This window comes from Sphingomonas sp., assembly GCF_035317925.1.
In the GTDB taxonomy this organism is placed as follows: domain Bacteria; phylum Pseudomonadota; class Alphaproteobacteria; order Sphingomonadales; family Sphingomonadaceae; genus Sphingomonas_I.
On record NZ_DATHFV010000029.1, the window covers coordinates 1 to 15,376 of the forward strand.

Consider the following 15,376-nt stretch of genomic DNA (forward strand, 5'->3'; position numbering starts at 1 on the left):
CGCCATTTCCAGCATCCGGTCGAGCGGGCGCTTGGCGGCAATGCGCAAAGCCTCGTCCATCTCGATCCGGGGCGTGAGGTCGCGCAGCGCGAGATAGAGCTTCTCGACCGAATTCATCGCCATATACGGGCACATATTGCAGTTGCAGTTCCCGTCCGCGCCGGGCGCACCGATGAAGGTCTTGTGCGGCGCCGCTTTCTCCATCTGGTGGATGATGTGCGGTTCGGTCGCGACGATGATTGTCTGCGCGGGCGAGGACAGAGCGAATTCGAGGATCGCGCGGGTCGATCCGACCTGATCGGCATGGTCGAGGATGTAAGCCGGGCATTCGGGGTGGGCTGCGACCGGCGCGTCCGGATATTGCGCCTTGAGCTTCAGCAGCTCGGTTTCGCTGAACGCCTCGTGCACGATGCACGCGCCCGGCCACAACAGCATGTCGCGCCCGGTGATGCGGTTGAAGTAAGCGCCCAGGTTCTTGTCGGGCGCGAAGATGATCTTCTGATCCATCGGAATCTGGGCGAGGATCTTCTCCGCCGAAGACGACGTCACGATGATGTCGGAATGCGCCTTCACCGCCGCCGAGCAGTTGATGTAGGTCAGCGCGATATGGTCCGGATGCGCCGCGCGGAAGCGCGCGAACTGCTCGGGCGGGCACGAATCCTCAAGGCTGCAGCCTGCCGCCATGTCCGGCAGGATGACCGTCTTGTCGGGGCTCAATATCTTCGCGACCTCGGCCATGAAACGCACGCCGCAAAAGGCGATCACGTCCGCGCTCGTCTCGGCCGCCTTGCGCGACAGATCGAGGCTGTCGCCGACGAAATCGGCGAGGTCCTGGATTTCCGGTACCTGATAATAATGGGCGAGGATGACCGCGTTCTTCTCCTTGCGCAGCCGATCGATCTCGGCGCGCAGGTCAAGCCCGGCCAGGCTTTGCGTGGGAGCGTTCATGGTGCCCAAATAGGGAGCGCGATCGTGTTTGTCGAAGGGGCAGGCTGTGAAATAGCTGGCGCTCATTTATCATATGAAATGGGGGCGCGGCATTCTATGCGCAGAAGCAACAAAAAGACGGAGGAGAAGGTGACGATGAAGGGCATGATGGCGGCCGCGACGGGGATGCTGCTAGCGGGAAGCGCGCTCGCGGCACCGATGGCGACCGTGGAGCGCAACGGCGCGCTGGTCGCGATCGAACCTTACGCACCCAACATCGTGCGCGTCACGATTGGGCTCGATCGTGAGCTTTCCGATAGCACCCCCGGTTACGGGATCGTCGCCAAGAGCGATGCGGCCGGCTGGACGCATGCGTCCTCCTCCAGCGGCGACAGTTTCACGTCCGGGGCGGTCAGCCTGACGGTCAAGGCCGAGCCCTGGCCGGGTGCGCCGAGCCAGATGGCGCGTTATTTTCTCTCCGCCCTCCCGCCCGTCTCGATCGTGCTCAACGACGCATCCGGGCAACCGATCGTCACTATGGGCGGCTGGGACATGGCGCCGCACGACGTAGCCGGCGAACACACCTTCCGCGTCGGCGCGAATTTCTCGGTCACGCCCGACGAGCATTTCTACGGGCTCGGCCAGAATCAGGAAGGCATGCTCGATCTGCGCGGCCGCACGATCGACTGCCGCCATTATTACGACGCCGCCGCCGGCGAGCAGGTATGCGTGCCGGTGCTGGTGAGTTCGCGCAACTACATGATCGTGTGGGACAATCCGTCGGCGACCACCGTCTCTGCCGGCATGAACAACGGCACCCATATCCAGTCCGAGGTCGGCGAGCGCGTCTCCTTCTTCCTGATTACGGGAAACAACAGCGACGATCTCTACAAGGGCTATCGCCTGCTCACCGGCGTCACGCCTTTGCCTCCCAAGGCCGCGTTCGGCCTGATCCAGAGCAAGGCGCGCTACGAGAGCCAGGCCGAGCTGATGGATATCGCCAAGGGCTATCGCGACCGTGGCTACCCGCTCGACGTGATGGTGCTCGACTGGTTCTACTGGACGCGGATGGGGCAGATCGACATCGACCGCACCTATTTCCCCGATCCGAGCGCCATGAACCGCCAGCTCCACGATTGGGGCATGCATAGCATTATCTCGGTCTGGCCGCGCTTCGAGAAGGAAGGCCGCTACTTCAACTTCCTCGCCTCGAAAGGCTGGCTGCTCAAGGACAAGGACGCCAAGCCGGTAGACGGCCTGGAGGTGCGCAACGATCGCGCCGGCGCGCTGATCGACAGCACCAATCCCGACGCGCGTGCCTGGTATTGGGGCAAGATCCGCGACAATATCGTGAGCCAGGGCTTCGACTGGCTGTGGCTGGACGAGACCGAGCCCGATCTGGTGCCCGACGGCTTCTTCTATTCGATCGGCTCGGGCGACCGTTACCACAACGTCTTCCCGCTGCTGCATACCGGCGGCGTCGCCGAGGGTTCGGCCAAGGACCGCCCCACGTTCCGTAACCTGATCCTCGCGCGCGCCGCCTATCTTGGCGCGCAGACCAGCGGCGCGATCTTCTGGACCTCGGACGTCCAGGGCACGTGGGATGCTCTCCGCCGTCAGATTCCCGCCAATCTCGACATGGCGGCGAGCGGTATCGCCTACACCAGCAGCGACACCGGCGGCTGGCAGTGGCCGAACGGCCCCAAGGCGGCGCATCCGCCTTTGGTCGATCCGGCCGGCGCAACCGCGATGGCAGCCAATTATCCCGATTATCCGGAACTGTTCGTGCGCTGGTTCCAGCTCAACACCTTCACGCCGACCTTGCGCATCCACGGCCAGCGTCCTGCGACCGCGATCTGGCAATATGGCAAGGCGGCCGAGCCGATCCTCGTCGACTATCTGAAGCTGCGTTACGCCTTGATGCCCTATCTCTACGCGCTCGGGCACGGCACCTATGAGACCGGCGCACCCTTCATGCGCGCCCTGTTCATGGACTTCCCGAACGATCCGACCGCCGCCACGCTCGGCGACGAATATATGTTCGGCCCGGCCTTCCTGGTCGCGCCAGTGACCGAACAGGGCGCGACCAGCCGCAAGGTCTATCTGCCCGCCGGCAGCGACTGGTACGATTGGTGGACCAACCGCAAGGTCTCCGGCGGCCAGTGGATCGAAGCGTCCGCCCCGATCGATCGCATTCCATTGTTCGTGCGCGCGGGCTCGATCGTGCCACTCGGCGCGCCGATCCAGAACACCGCGACCAAACAGGCGCTGACCGAAATCCGCGTCTTCCCCGGCCGCAACGCCAGCTTCACGCTCTATGACGATGACGGCGTGAGCAATGCGTACAAGAAGGACGGCGGAAAATCGGCGACGTTGCGCTGGGACGAGGCTTCGCGGAAGCTATCGGCCAGCGGAGCATTGCCGACCGGCCAGACCCCTGCCCCGCTCGTGAAGGTGATCGGAACTCAGTGACGCATATAATCGGGCTCTCGGGCAGTCTCCGCCGCCACAGCTATAACGGCAGCCTGCTGCGCGCAGCGGTGGAAGCGATGCCCGAGGGCGCGACGCTGGAGATCGGCTCGATCGCCGAATTCCCGCTCTACAATGGCGATGTCGAGGCCGAGGGCATCCCCACCGCCGTCGCCGCGCTCAAGGACAAGGTCGCGGCGGCCGACGGGCTGCTGCTGGTCACGCCCGAATATAACAACGGTATTCCCGGTGTGTTCAAGAACGCGATCGACTGGCTGAGCCGCCCGAGCAGCGACATTCGCCGCATTTTCGGTGGAAAGCCGGTCGCCCTGATCGGCGCCTCGCCCGGCAATTTCGGGACAATCCTGAGCCAGGCCGCCTGGCTGCCAGTGCTGCGGACGCTCGGCGCGGATCACTGGGCCGGGGGACGGCTGCTCGTCCCGCATGCCGGGCAGGCGTTCGACAACGAAGGCAATCTGACCGACGAGGTCGTACGCGAGCGCCTGGGTGCCTACCTTGCGGGCTTCGTCACGCACATTTCGGGGTAGGTCAGGCCGCGATCGCCCAATTGTCGCCGTCGCGCCAGACGCGGTCGCGTGCTTCCAGATCGATCAGATGCGCCAGCACCGACCGGCCGGCCGCTCCATGCAGGCGCGGATCGATGCCGCGATACATGCGATCGACCATCGCCGGGATCGGCTGCGCTTCCTGTTCGAGCAAATCGAGGATCTGGCGCTCGCGCTGGCGGCGGTGCGCGGCGACCGCGCGCACAAAACGCTGCGGCTCCTGCACCGGATCGCCGTGCGCGGGGTAATAGATGCGGTCGTCGCGCCCGAGCAGCCGGTCGAGGCTCGCCATATAGTCCGCCATGTCGCCGTCGGGCGGGCTCACCACCGTCGTCGACCAGCCCATGATATGATCGCCCGAGAACAGTGCCTTGCTCTCGCGCAGCGCGAAACAGAGGTGGTTGGAGGTATGCCCCGGCGTCGCGACTGCCTCCAGCGTCCAGCCCGGGCCAGAGATAAGCTCGCCATCCGCCAGCACCCGATCGGGCCGATAGTCCGCGTCGAAGGCCGCATCCGCGCGCGGGCCGTCATCGTCCAATGTCAGCGGCGCACAACCGATGATCGGCGCACCGGTCGCGGCCTTCAGCGCGCGGCTGGCCGGGCTGTGATCGCGATGCGTGTGGGTGCATAGTATCGTGCTGATCCGCTCGCCCTCAGTCGCCGCGAGGATCGCCTCGACATGGTCGGCCAGATCGGGGCCTGGATCGATCACCGCCACCTCGCCCCGCCCGACGATATAGGTCTCGGTACCGGTATAGGTGAAAGGCGACGGATTGGGCGCAAGGAGCCGCCGTACCAGCGGCTCCAGCGTTACCGGGAAGATCGGCACGGCGCTTACGACGCCGCGGGGACGCCCTGATCCTGCATCAGCTGGCTGAGCTCGCCGCTCTCATACATTTCCATCATGATGTCCGAGCCGCCGACGAATTCGCCCTTCACATAGAGCTGGGGAATCGTCGGCCAGTCCGAATATTCCTTGATGCCCTGGCGCACGGCCTGGTCCTGCAGCACATCGACGCTGGCATATTGAACGCCGAGATGTTCGAGGATCGCGATCGCGCGGCTCGAAAAGCCGCATTGCGGGAATAAAGGCGTGCCCTTCATGAACAGGACAACGTCACTCCCCTTCACGGTGGAATCGATGCGGGCGCGGGCGTCTTCGGTCATGGTCTGATACTCTATTGGGGGCAGGCGGTGGTGAGCTGGAGCGCGTGGAGCACGCCGCCCATCCGCCCTTCGAGCGCGGCATAGACGCGCTGATGCTGGCGGACGCGCGGCAGGCCGCGAAAGCTTTCGGCGACGACGCGCGCGGCATAATGATCGCCATCGCCCGCCAGATCGGTGATCTCGATCACAGCATCCGGGATCGCCGCCCGGATCATCGTTTCGATTTCGTCGGCTGCCATCGGCATGGCTTAATTCTCGATGCCGATAAGCTGGCGGCGCGCCTCGACCGTCGCGTCGTGGAGCGCGTGGCGCACGCGGCTCTCGTCCATGTCGACATTGGCGGACAGCAGGTCGCCAAGCAGCTTGCGCACGACATCCTCATCGCCCGCTTCCTCGAAATCGGCCTGGACCACCGCCTTGGCATAAGCATCGGTCTCTTCCGGCGTCAGGCCCATCAGGCCTGCCGCCCAGGTGCCGACCAGCCGATTGCGGCGCGCGGTCACACGGAACGCCATCTCTTCGTCGCGCGCGAACTTGTTTTCGAAGGCCCGTTCGCGATCGTCGAAAGTGGTCATGCAACAGCGCTCCCTTGTTCACGCACGAAGATAGGGACGCCTGCGGAACGGCGCAACCGAACGGTCAAAAGGGAATTTTGAACGTGATCATCGCCGCAGTGGTGCCGTCCACGCCGTTGGCACCGTGCAGGGACAGCGCGCCCTTCCCGAGCTTCATCGCGGCTAGCAAAGGTTTGTCCTCGAAACCCTTGTCGTTCTCGACAGGCTTGAGCCGGTAGCGCGCATCCAGATCCTTGCTGCCGCACACCACCACCTCGTCCGCGCTCCGGCTGTCGCAGCCGTCCGTCGGCGGATGCAGATAGATATGCGGTGGGGCGTCAGCCTGCGCTGCGGGAAGCGCCGGAGGCTCATCCATCACCACGGCAAGCAGGTACAGGAGCATGCGCTTCTCCTCGCTTGCCGCCGCCTTACCGCGTCAGGCGTCGCGCACCAACCGATCGCGAGCGATTCGGCGATAAAAGCAGCTGCGTTCGCCGGTGTGGCAGGCGGGTCCGGCCGGATCGACCTTGAGCCAGACCGCGTCCTGATCGCAGTCGATCCGCATCTCCGTGACGCGCATGACGTTGCCCGACGTCTCACCCTTCTTCCACATCTTGCCGCGCGAACGCGACCAGAACCACGCCTCGCCACTATCGATCGTGCGGTCGAGCGCATCGGCATTCATATGCGCGACCATCAGCAATTCGCCGCTGGTGCGATCGGTCACGACCGCGGTTACCAGACCCTTGCTGTCGAATTTAGGGCGCAACTCGTCACCGGTTTCGCGATCTTTGCTCATGCTCTCGCCTTAGCGGATCGCGCAAAATACGAAAACTTCGTCATTTGCCTGTCACAAGGGGCGACATCCGCAAGAACCGACCCTATATGGGCCAGCGCGGCGGCAATAGGGCTGAGATGCTCACCACCAATCCATTCGATGACGACAAGCTACGCGAAGAGTGTGGCGTCTTTGGCGTTTATAACGCCGAATCAGCGGCCGCGGTCGTGGCCTTGGGGCTGCATGCGCTTCAGCATCGCGGTCAGGAAGCGGCTGGCATCACCAGCTGGGACGGGCATCTGTTCCACAGCCATCGCGCGATGGGCCATGTCGCCGGCAATTTCGATCAGGACGCCACCATCCGCGCGCTGCCCGGCCGGGTCGCCTGCGGCCACGTCCGCTATTCGACCACCGGCGAGACCGCGCTGCGCAACGTCCAGCCCTTGTTCGCCGAACTGGCGGGCGGCGGCTTCGCGATCGCGCATAACGGCAATCTGTCGAACGCGGCCCACATCCGACAGGAGCTGGTCCGGCGCGGTTCGATCTTCCAGTCGACCAGCGATACCGAGTGCATCATCCATCTCGTCGCGACCTCGACCTACCCGACCCTGATCGATCGCTTCATCGACGCGCTGCGCCGAATCGAGGGCGCTTATTCGCTGGTCTGCCTGACGAGCGAGGGCATGATCGCCTGCCGCGATCCGCTCGGCATCCGTCCGCTTGTGATGGGCAAGCTCGGCGATTCGACCATCTTCGCATCCGAAACGGTCGCGCTCGACGTGTGCGGCGCCGAATTCGTGCGCGAGGTCAAACCGGGCGAGATCGTGATCGTCACAGACACGCTCGTCCGCTCGATCCGCCCGTTCGCGGCGGTGCCGCCGCGCCCGTGCGTGTTCGAGCATGTCTATTTCTCGCGCCCCGATTCGGTGGTCGACGGCCAGTCGGTCTATTCGGTGCGCAAATCGATCGGTGCGGAGCTGGCGCGCGAGGCGCCGGTCGATGTCGATTACGTCATTCCGGTGCCCGATTCGGGCGTGCCGGCGGCGATCGGCTTCGCGCAGGAATCGGGCGTGCCGTTCGAACTCGGCATCATCCGTTCGCATTATGTCGGCCGCACCTTCATCCAGCCGGCGGACAATATCCGTCATCTGGGCGTGAAGCTGAAGCATAATGCCAACCGGGCGCTGCTCGAAGGCAAGCGGATCGTCCTGATCGACGATTCGATCGTGCGCGGCACGACCAGCATGAAGATCGTGCAGATGATGCGCGATGCCGGCGCGACCGAGGTGCATATGCGCATCGCATCGCCGCCGACCCGCCATAGTTGCTTCTACGGCGTCGACACGCCCGAGCGCTCCAAATTGCTCGCCGCGCGCATGACGGTCGACGAGATGGCCAAGCATATCAACGCCGACAGCCTCGCCTTCATCTCGGTCGACGGCATGTATCGCGCGCTGGGCGAAAGCGGCCGCATTCCGGAGCGGCCGAGCCGCTGCGACGCCTGCTTCACCGGCGAATATCCGACGCCGCTGACCGACCATGACGAGGTCGATCAGTTCGCGATGCTGGGCGAACCGATCCCCGCCTGATCGGATCGGAAAGACGTTCTTTCTTGCCGTCGCGCGCCGTGAGCCCTTAGGGCCGCCGCCATGTCTCAAGCCTTCACCGACCAGATCGCCCTCGTCACCGGCGCCAGCCGTGGCATCGGCGCCGCCACCGCCCGCTCGCTCGCCGCCCGCGGCGCCCACGTCCTGCTGGTGGGACGCACCGTCGGCGGGCTCGAGGAGACCGAGGAGGCGATCCACCAGGCGGGCGGCAGCGCCACCATCGCCCCACTCGATCTGACCGATGGCGATTCGATCGGCCGGCTCGCCGCCGCAGTGGGCGAACGCTGGGGCAAGCTCGATCTGCTCGTACTTAATGCCGCGATGCTCGGCACGCTGACGCCGGTGCCGTCGATCGACGCCAAGGAATTCTCGAAGCTGCTGACGCTCAATGTCGGCGCCAACCAGGCTTTGATCGCCGCGTTCGACCCCTGGCTTCGGCAGAGCGCCGCGCCGCGTCTGGTGGCGATCACCTCCAGCGTCGGCGCGGTCCCACGCGCTTATTGGGGCGGCTATGGCGCATCCAAGGCGGCGCTGGAGACGCTGGCTCTGGCTTATGCGGACGAGATGGCGGGGCTGGGCGACCTGCGTGTCGCGATCGTCGATCCCGGCGCGACCGCGACCGCGATGCGCAAGGACGCGTTTCCGGGCGAGGATCCGGCGACGATCAAGCAGCCCGAAGCCGTCGGTGAGGCGATCGCCGATCTGCTCGCCTCCGATTTCGCCACCGGCAGCCGGATCAGGGTTGAGGCTTAGCCGGAGGCGCAGCAGCGCGCTGCTGCTGCGCGAGCATCAGCGTCCGCAGGAACACGCCCTTGTCGTCGTCGGGCAATTGCTTGGCCGCCATGATCAGGCGATCGGTATTGTGCGTCCGTACCGCCGTCAGCGCGTCATCCTGCGCGTGCAGCGCCGCGGCGACCTTGTCCATGTCGATCACGGGCGCCATCGTCGCCGCCATCAACTGGTCGTGCGCGGCTTTGGCCTGACGGCCGAGCGCCTGCAGCTGCGGATCGGGCGTGGTCTGCGCCTTGGCGAGAATCGCATTGCCCGCGTCCGACACGCCGGGAAAGCGCTTCGGCGCCTGCGGCTGGGCGACGGCGGGCGCTGCCGACTTGGGAGCGGTTTGTGCCTGTGCCGCGCCGGCGGCGAGCAGGAGGACGAGCGACGGTACAATCTTCATGAAAATCTGCTCCAGGGAACGCCCGGCCTACCAGGGATTGCCCGGCATAGTGGCGGTACGTCCCTGAACACAATCTTGATCCGGCGCGCGATCTGAAGGAAGCAAAAAGCATGAAGGATTTGCCCTACCGCCCCGCCGCCGGGATCATGCTGCTCAACGCCGACAACAAGGTGTGGGTCGGCAAGCGCATCGATAATATCGCCGAAGCCTGGCAGATGCCGCAGGGCGGCCTCGATCCGGGCGAGGACGCGCAAGCGGGCGCGCTGCGCGAGCTGGAGGAGGAAACCGGCATCTCCCCCGACATGGTCGAAATCATCGCCCGCGCGCCGCGCACGCTCGATTATGACCTTCCGGCCGATCTGATCGGCAAATTGTGGAAGGGCAAATATCGCGGCCAGCGCCAGACCTGGTATCTGATGCGCTTCATCGGCGACGATGCGGATATCGACCTGGAAACCCGCCACCCCGAATTCAATGCCTGGAAATGGGCCGAGCCCGGTCATCTTCCCGACATGATCGTACCGTTCAAGAAGCAGCTCTATCGTGATGTGCTGGATATATTCGCGCCTTGGCTCGGCTAGGGCGCGCGGAGGCCTGATGCTGATCCGTACCCCCCTCGCCTGCAGTGCGATCCTGCTGCTCGCCGCGCCTGCGCTTGCAGACGACGTGAAGTCGCAACCGCGTCAAATCGATCCGACCGACACGATCGCAGCGATGCTGGATGCCGCCTACCGTAGCGGCGACGACGCCACCATCCGCTCGGTCATTGGCGTCGCCAAGGCGACCTTTCCCGATCAGGCGGTCGAGATCGACCGGCTCGCTTCGGGCGACGCCGCCGTGCTCGCGCAGACGCGTAAGGAAGCGCAGCTCAAGCAGCAGGAACGGATCGCCGAGGCGACTTTCTTCGAAATCTGGAAAGGCGAGCTCGAGGTCGGCGCGAGCCAATCCAACGGCACGTCCGATGTGGGTGGTGTCTATGTCTCGGCCAAGCTGACCCGCGACGGCCTACTCTGGAAGCAGAAGCTGACGGGGCGGATCGACTATCAGCGCACCAACGGCCTTACCACCACCGAACGCGCACTGATCGCCTATCAGCCCAACTACAAATTGGATGACGACAGCTACATTTACGGCCTCGCCCAATATGAACGCGACCGCACGCTTGGCTATCTCAACCGCGAGACGATTAGCTCGGGCATCGGCCTCACCGCCTTCAAGAGTCCGCGCGGCAAAATCGACTTCGAGGGCGGCCCCGCCGTGCGCGAAACCGACTTCATCGATCAGCCCAATCGGCTAACTCTTGCCGCCCGTGCCAGCGTGGCCGCGCGCTATGCGCTCACACCCGCGCTCAATTTCAGCCAGGACGCCGCGGTGTTCGTCGAATCCGGCGACACCACCGCCAGCTCGACCAGCGGGATCGACACGCGCCTGCTCGGCCGCCTCAAGGCGAAGCTTTCCTACAATGTGCAGTATGAGCAGGATGCGGCCCCCGGCCAGAAATCGCTCGACACGACAGGACGCGCAACTTTGGTCTATGCTTTCTGATGACCTGTGTCGTTCGCATTGCCCGCCCCAAGGATATCGACGCCCTTTATGAGATGGCGAAGCTGACCGGCGGCGGCTTCACCAACCTGCCCGCCGACCGCGACGCGCTCGCCGCCAAGCTCGCCCGCTCCGACGAGGCGATCGCCGAGGACGAGGATCAGCCCGGCAATCATCTCTATGTGCTGATGATGGAGGATCTGGAGACGGGCCGCATCGCCGGGACCGCGCAGATCATGTCGCGCGTCGGCGAGACCCAGCCTTTCTATTCCTACCGCCTTGGATCGGTATCGCAGCAATCGGTCGAGCTCGGCCGCACCTTCCGCGCCGAGATGCTGTCGCTCGTCACCGATCTCGAAGGCGCGTCGGAAGTGGGCGGCCTGTTCCTCCATCCGCGCTATCGCGCCGGGGGCCTCGGCCTGCTGCTCGCGCGCAGCCGCTATCTGTTCATCCGCCGCCACCGCGCGCGCTTCGCCGACCGCCTGCTCGCCGAATTGCGCGGCGTGATCGACGAAGGCGGCAATGCCCCCTTCTGGGACGGGCTCGCCGGCCGCTTCTTCGGCATGACCTTCCGCGAGGCGGACGCCTTCAATGCGATCAACGGCAACCAGTTCATCGCCGATCTGATGCCCAAGCATCCCATCTATCAGGCGATGCTGACCGATAATGCGCGCTCGGTGATCGGCGTCCCTCACCCCAATGGCCGCGCCGCGATGCGCATGCTGGAGGAAGAAGGCTTCGCCTGCGAAGGCTATGTCGATATTTTCGACGGCGGCCCGACCATGACGGTCGGAACCGATCGCGTGCGCACCGTGCGCGACGCGGGCGAAGCGGCGATCGAGACTATCGGGATCGACCGCGGCCACCGCGCGATCCTGTCCGCCGGGCGCCTCGCCGATTTCCGGGCCACGTTGGGCGAAGTCTCGTTCAGCGGCGGGCTCGGCATCGACGAGCAGGCCGCAGCGGCGCTCGACGTCCGGATCGGCGACACGATCCTGCACGCGACGCGCTGATGGCCGAGCACCCATGATTGGCGAGATCAATTTCGACGGACTGGTCGGTCCCAGCCACAATTATGCGGGCCTGAGCCCCGGCAACCTTGCCGCCAGCCTCAATGCCGGCAGCGTATCGCATCCCCGCGCCGCCGCGCTGGAGGGCATCGCCAAGATGCGCGCCAATCTCGCGCTCGGGCTGACGCAGGGCCTGTTCCTGCCGCATCGCCGCCCCGACCGCGCGTGGCTGACGAGCCTCGCCACCGATCCGGCCGGGGCCGCGCCCTGGCTGCGCGCCGCCGCTTTGTCGGCCTCGCCGATGTGGGCCGCCAACGCCGCGACCGTCTCGCCCGCCGCCGACACGAAGGACGGGCGCTGCCACCTGAGCGTCGCCAACCTGATGACGATGCCGCATCGCAGCCACGAATGGCCCGAGACACTCGCGCAATTGCGCCTCGCCTTCGCCGATCCGGCCTTCGCGGTGCACGGCCCGGTGCCGCCGCCGTTCGGCGACGAGGGCGCCGCCAATCATATGCGGCTGGCGCCCGGCCATAATGCCGCTGGCGTCGAGATCTTCGTCCATGGCGTCGCCGGCGGCGGTTTTCCGGTGCGCCAGCATGCCGAAGCCGGCCGCGTCGTCGCCCGCGCGCACGGGCTCGATCCGGCACGCACGCTCCATGTCGTCCAGTCGGAGGCGGCGATCGCGGCGGGCGCCTTCCATAACGACGTGGTCGCGGTCGCCGATGGCCTGACCCTGTTCGCGCACGAACAGGCGTTCGGCGATCCCGCCGGCTTCTATGCCGAACTTCGCCGCATGCTGCCCGAGGTCGCGATCGTCGAAGTCCCCGCGAGCGCGGTGCCGCTCGGCGATGCGATCCGATCCTATCTGTTCAACGCGCAACTCGTGACCCTGCCCGAAGGCGGCCAGGCGCTGATCCTGCCCGCCGAGGCGCGCGAGACGCCCACTGTCTGGGCCTGGCTGGAGGCGATGGTCGCGGGCAACGGCCCGATCCGCCGGCTCGAACTGGTCGACGTGCGCCAGTCGATGGCCAATGGCGGCGGCCCCGCCTGCCTGCGCCTGCGCGTCGTCGCCGATCCGGCAAGGGTCGACCCACGCTTTCTAGTGGACGAGGCCAAACTCGACAGGATCGCCAGGGTGGTCGAGGCGCACTGGCCGGACAGCATCGCACCCGATCAGCTTGGCGATCCGGCTTTGTGGACGCGCATAGAGAAGGCGCGCGCAGCCTTGCTGGACCTGTTGGAATTGCGCGAACTCATCTGAGCCTCGGCGAACCTCCCCCGGCTTCGCCGGAGGGAAAAAACAAAAAAACCCCAGAAACGAACTAAAGGATTTGGCCCGCGCGATGGGTCGGACGGCCGGGCTTCGTGGCCAAAGCCAGGCTGCTCAGCGCGCATTCGCCGCTGTTGCCGTGCATGAGAAAGAGCTGGATTCCGGGAGACGTGTACATGGTTTGTTCTAATTTGTCAAGGGCGATTATGTAGTTTGCAAACACGGCCCGAGCATGTGGTTTCTTAGCGAAGTCCGGCACGACCGACGCAGCTAGGCTGCGCGCCTCTTTCACGATTGGTCGCCTTGAATGACGCGATCTTACGCTCGCAGTCGGTCTTGGTGTACCAGCGCGAGGCTTCCTCCCAATCTTTGTGTTTGACGTGAAACTCGTATTGGACCGTGCAAAGCCGGATAGCCAAACAGATGGTTCCGGCCCAACTCACTCCGGCTTCTCCGGCGCTGGCTTCTGCTCCAGAGACGCGGCGCTTCTCGCCTTCCGGTTTACAACGATGCAAGCAAGTACACTCATTGCGGCGCCGAACGCTGCGGCTCCCACGCCGAACCAAAAGGCGAAAGGGTCTGTGGCTCGGTACACCGTCGTCATGCGGCCGTAGGCTATACCGGTGATAAGGTTATAGGCGATTATTGTGCCGAACACCGGCACGAATAGGAGATACCACCATCCCCCTCTCACCGGGGCTTCTCCGCTTCCTTCACTGGCTTCTGTCCCGCGATCTTGCGCAGCCGCTCATCCCACGCTCTTGGATCGGGGTCGGCCTCTACCTCGCGGGCGAGGTCAGCGAACTTTTCGGATTGGGTTTTGTCGGCAGTCATGCATAGCCTTCGTTATTTCGGGGGCGATGATATACTTTACTAACCAAGGCTTATCCTCAAGGCGACGTGCGCCGTGAGGTAGACCCACCAGATCACCAATCCGAGGTACAACGTCACACAAGCCCAGAACCACCGTGGGCTTTCTGACCGTGAGTATGAGCCGCCACGCCCGCGAACGACGCCTTTGATCAGCCCCTCTATTCCCAACCACCCACTTACCAGCGGCACCGCCACCCACAGAGCTATAGCGAGTACCGCCCAAATCACTCCGACTTCTCCGGGCCGGTTTTCTGCGCGATCTCACGGAGAATGACGACGATTTGCGAGACCTTGGCACAAATTACATAAAGAAGGCCGATAGCGGCCCCGCCCATGGCGCCAACGATCACGACCAGCGGTCCATTCATTCCTGGTTCTCCAGCGCCTGCTTATGGCCCACGACCTTCCTTGACCGCTCATCCCACGACTTTGGGTCGGCGTCAGCCTCAATCTCGCGGCAGGTGAGCCGATCGACACAGGCCAGCTCCGGCATCGACCTCACGGTGGACGCTGAAACAAGCCTGTCTTGAGCTTGTCGAAGGGTTAAGCATGACGGAGCTAGTTAGGCTCGGACTCGCCGCGCTCGATCCGGCTCTGCTCGACCGTCTTGGTAAGCCGTTCCAGCTCAGCCTTCTCGACCGCCTTTTGCCCCTTGGTCCGGCCATGCAGCGCCCGCGCCTCGGCTGCCGCCTGTTCGGCCGCCTTGCGGTCGCGCGCCTTGCGCGCCTGGCGGAGATTGATCACGTCACCCATCAGGCCGGTACTGCCATCTTGATGGCACGCCGGGCAAGGCTGGCGGTAACCGGCGTCCTGGTCACCACTTCGCCATCGATCGAGATCGGCAGCGGCGGTTCGGTCGAAAGGCGGAACTCCCCGCCGCGATATTCGCGCAAGGTGCCGCGCACCTGATCGGGCCCAACCAGGCTCAGCCCCCAGCTCCACAGCAATTTGCCGCGTAGCCGCCCGTCGATCACCTGGATCACGATCTGGCCGTCGTCGACCTCGGTATCGACCAGCTCGGCCCCGCCATGGAAGCGGCCATTGGCGATCCGCACCTCAAGCGCATCCAAAGTCTCGCTCTTACCGCGCTGTTCGATCGTCAGCTTGAACGGCTTGAACCGCGCCATCTGCAGCGCCGCCCATGCCAGATAACCGGGCCGCCCCAGCCATTTCTTGAGGCCGTGCGGCACCGTCTCCGCGATCAGGGGCGACAGGCCGATCGCGGCGCAATTGGCGAAATAATCGCCGTCGATCATGCCGAGATCGATCGTCTTGACCTTGCCGCTCGTGATGACACCGACCGCGCCCGCGATATCGATCGGTATTTCGAGCGTCCGCGCGAAGCTGTTGGCGGTGCCGAGCGGCAGGATCGCGAAGATGATATCCGTGTCGACGAGATGGTCGACCGAGGAGGAGATCGATCCGTCGCCGCT

At 64.9% G+C, this 15,376-nt stretch carries 20 protein-coding genes; 8 read left to right on the top strand and 12 right to left on the bottom strand.

The genetic code is table 11. The annotated features are described in order from the left end of the window. Window positions 1-948, bottom strand: a 948-nt coding sequence (gene nadA, locus VK533_RS01995; RefSeq protein ID WP_324374514.1) for a quinolinate synthase NadA, incomplete at its 3' end; no start/stop codon positions are given. A 135-nt stretch (window positions 949-1,083) separates the two neighbouring features. Between nadA and VK533_RS02000 the strand changes: the two genes are divergently transcribed. Beyond that, a complete protein-coding gene (locus VK533_RS02000) occupies window positions 1,084-3,399 on the top strand; it encodes a TIM-barrel domain-containing protein (protein WP_324374549.1) in 2,316 nt (771 codons plus the stop codon). Further along, on the top strand, window positions 3,396-3,944 hold the full coding sequence (locus VK533_RS02005; protein ID WP_324374516.1) for an NADPH-dependent FMN reductase: 549 nt from the start codon (window positions 3,396-3,398) through the stop codon (window positions 3,942-3,944). The genes VK533_RS02000 and VK533_RS02005 overlap by 4 nt, the downstream gene beginning before the upstream one ends. 1 nt (window position 3,945) lies before the next feature. On the opposite strand, the gene VK533_RS02010 is transcribed toward VK533_RS02005, so the two are convergent. The 6 genes from VK533_RS02010 to hisI all read right to left on the bottom strand — a co-directional run bounded on the left by VK533_RS02010 (window position 3,946) and on the right by hisI (window position 6,482). Continuing rightward, on the bottom strand, window positions 3,946-4,791 hold the full coding sequence (locus VK533_RS02010; RefSeq protein WP_324374518.1) for an MBL fold metallo-hydrolase: 846 nt from the start codon (window positions 4,789-4,791) through the stop codon (window positions 3,946-3,948). Between the two features lie 5 nt (window positions 4,792-4,796). Next, window positions 4,797-5,129 carry a Grx4 family monothiol glutaredoxin gene (gene grxD, locus VK533_RS02015; protein WP_324374520.1) on the bottom strand — a complete coding sequence of 111 codons (333 nt, stop codon included), beginning with the start codon at window positions 5,127-5,129 and terminating at the stop codon, window positions 4,797-4,799. Between the two features lie 11 nt (window positions 5,130-5,140). Next, window positions 5,141-5,374 (bottom strand): BolA family transcriptional regulator, encoded by a 234-nt coding sequence (locus VK533_RS02020; protein ID WP_324374522.1) that lies wholly within the window; start codon window positions 5,372-5,374, stop codon window positions 5,141-5,143. Between the two features lie 3 nt (window positions 5,375-5,377). Beyond that, entirely contained in the window at window positions 5,378-5,704 is a 327-nt protein-coding gene (locus tag VK533_RS02025) for a DUF1476 domain-containing protein (RefSeq protein ID WP_324374524.1), read from the bottom strand. A gap of 64 nt (window positions 5,705-5,768) precedes the next feature. Continuing rightward, on the bottom strand, window positions 5,769-6,086 hold the full coding sequence (locus VK533_RS02030) for a hypothetical protein (protein WP_324374526.1): 318 nt from the start codon (window positions 6,084-6,086) through the stop codon (window positions 5,769-5,771). A 33-nt stretch (window positions 6,087-6,119) separates the two neighbouring features. Further along, window positions 6,120-6,482, bottom strand: coding sequence for a phosphoribosyl-AMP cyclohydrolase (gene hisI, locus VK533_RS02035; RefSeq protein ID WP_324374527.1), 363 nt, complete (start codon window positions 6,480-6,482; stop codon window positions 6,120-6,122). Window positions 6,483-6,598: 116 nt separating this feature from the next. On the opposite strand from hisI, the gene purF reads away from it, so the two are divergent. Together purF and VK533_RS02045 are read left to right on the top strand one after the other, a co-directional pair. Then, entirely contained in the window at window positions 6,599-8,050 is a 1,452-nt protein-coding gene (gene purF, locus VK533_RS02040) for an amidophosphoribosyltransferase (protein WP_324374551.1), read from the top strand. 60 nt (window positions 8,051-8,110) lie between these two features. Further along, window positions 8,111-8,821 carry an SDR family NAD(P)-dependent oxidoreductase gene (locus tag VK533_RS02045; protein WP_324374530.1) on the top strand — a complete coding sequence of 237 codons (711 nt, stop codon included), beginning with the start codon at window positions 8,111-8,113 and terminating at the stop codon, window positions 8,819-8,821. Here VK533_RS02045 and VK533_RS02050 read toward each other — a convergent pair. Next, complete coding sequence (locus VK533_RS02050) at window positions 8,805-9,245, bottom strand: hypothetical protein (RefSeq protein ID WP_324374532.1); 441 nt, start codon at window positions 9,243-9,245, stop codon at window positions 8,805-8,807. The genes VK533_RS02045 and VK533_RS02050 overlap by 17 nt on opposite strands. A 110-nt stretch (window positions 9,246-9,355) precedes the next feature. On the opposite strand from VK533_RS02050, the gene VK533_RS02055 reads away from it, so the two are divergent. Genes VK533_RS02055 through VK533_RS02070 form a run of 4 tightly spaced genes read left to right on the top strand, consistent with a single transcriptional unit; the run spans window position 9,356 to window position 13,061 of the window. After that, window positions 9,356-9,826 carry an RNA pyrophosphohydrolase gene (locus VK533_RS02055; RefSeq protein WP_324374534.1) on the top strand — a complete coding sequence of 157 codons (471 nt, stop codon included), beginning with the start codon at window positions 9,356-9,358 and terminating at the stop codon, window positions 9,824-9,826. Window positions 9,827-9,842: 16 nt separating this feature from the next. Then, the gene (locus tag VK533_RS02060; protein WP_324374536.1) at window positions 9,843-10,790 is read left to right on the top strand and encodes a DUF481 domain-containing protein; all 948 of its coding nucleotides are present in this window, start codon (window positions 9,843-9,845) and stop codon (window positions 10,788-10,790) included. Next, entirely contained in the window at window positions 10,790-11,800 is a 1,011-nt protein-coding gene (locus VK533_RS02065) for an arginine N-succinyltransferase (RefSeq protein ID WP_324374538.1), read from the top strand. Before VK533_RS02060 ends, VK533_RS02065 begins: the two co-directional genes overlap by 1 nt. A gap of 13 nt (window positions 11,801-11,813) precedes the next feature. Further along, window positions 11,814-13,061 carry an N-succinylarginine dihydrolase gene (locus VK533_RS02070; protein WP_324374540.1) on the top strand — a complete coding sequence of 416 codons (1,248 nt, stop codon included), beginning with the start codon at window positions 11,814-11,816 and terminating at the stop codon, window positions 13,059-13,061. A gap of 699 nt (window positions 13,062-13,760) precedes the next feature. Here VK533_RS02070 and VK533_RS02075 read toward each other — a convergent pair. The 4 genes from VK533_RS02075 to VK533_RS02090 all read right to left on the bottom strand — a co-directional run. Beyond that, window positions 13,761-13,904 (bottom strand): hypothetical protein, encoded by a 144-nt coding sequence (locus VK533_RS02075; RefSeq protein WP_324374542.1) that lies wholly within the window; start codon window positions 13,902-13,904, stop codon window positions 13,761-13,763. Between the two features lie 263 nt (window positions 13,905-14,167). After that, window positions 14,168-14,311 (bottom strand): hypothetical protein, encoded by a 144-nt coding sequence (locus VK533_RS02080; RefSeq protein ID WP_324374544.1) that lies wholly within the window; start codon window positions 14,309-14,311, stop codon window positions 14,168-14,170. A gap of 190 nt (window positions 14,312-14,501) precedes the next feature. After that, the gene (locus VK533_RS02085) at window positions 14,502-14,696 is read right to left on the bottom strand and encodes a DUF4169 family protein (RefSeq protein ID WP_324374546.1); all 195 of its coding nucleotides are present in this window, start codon (window positions 14,694-14,696) and stop codon (window positions 14,502-14,504) included. Further along, window positions 14,696-15,376 (bottom strand): diacylglycerol kinase family protein (locus tag VK533_RS02090; RefSeq protein WP_324374548.1); only part of this gene is annotated, 681 nt, incomplete at its 5' end. The genes VK533_RS02090 and VK533_RS02085, both read right to left, overlap by 1 nt.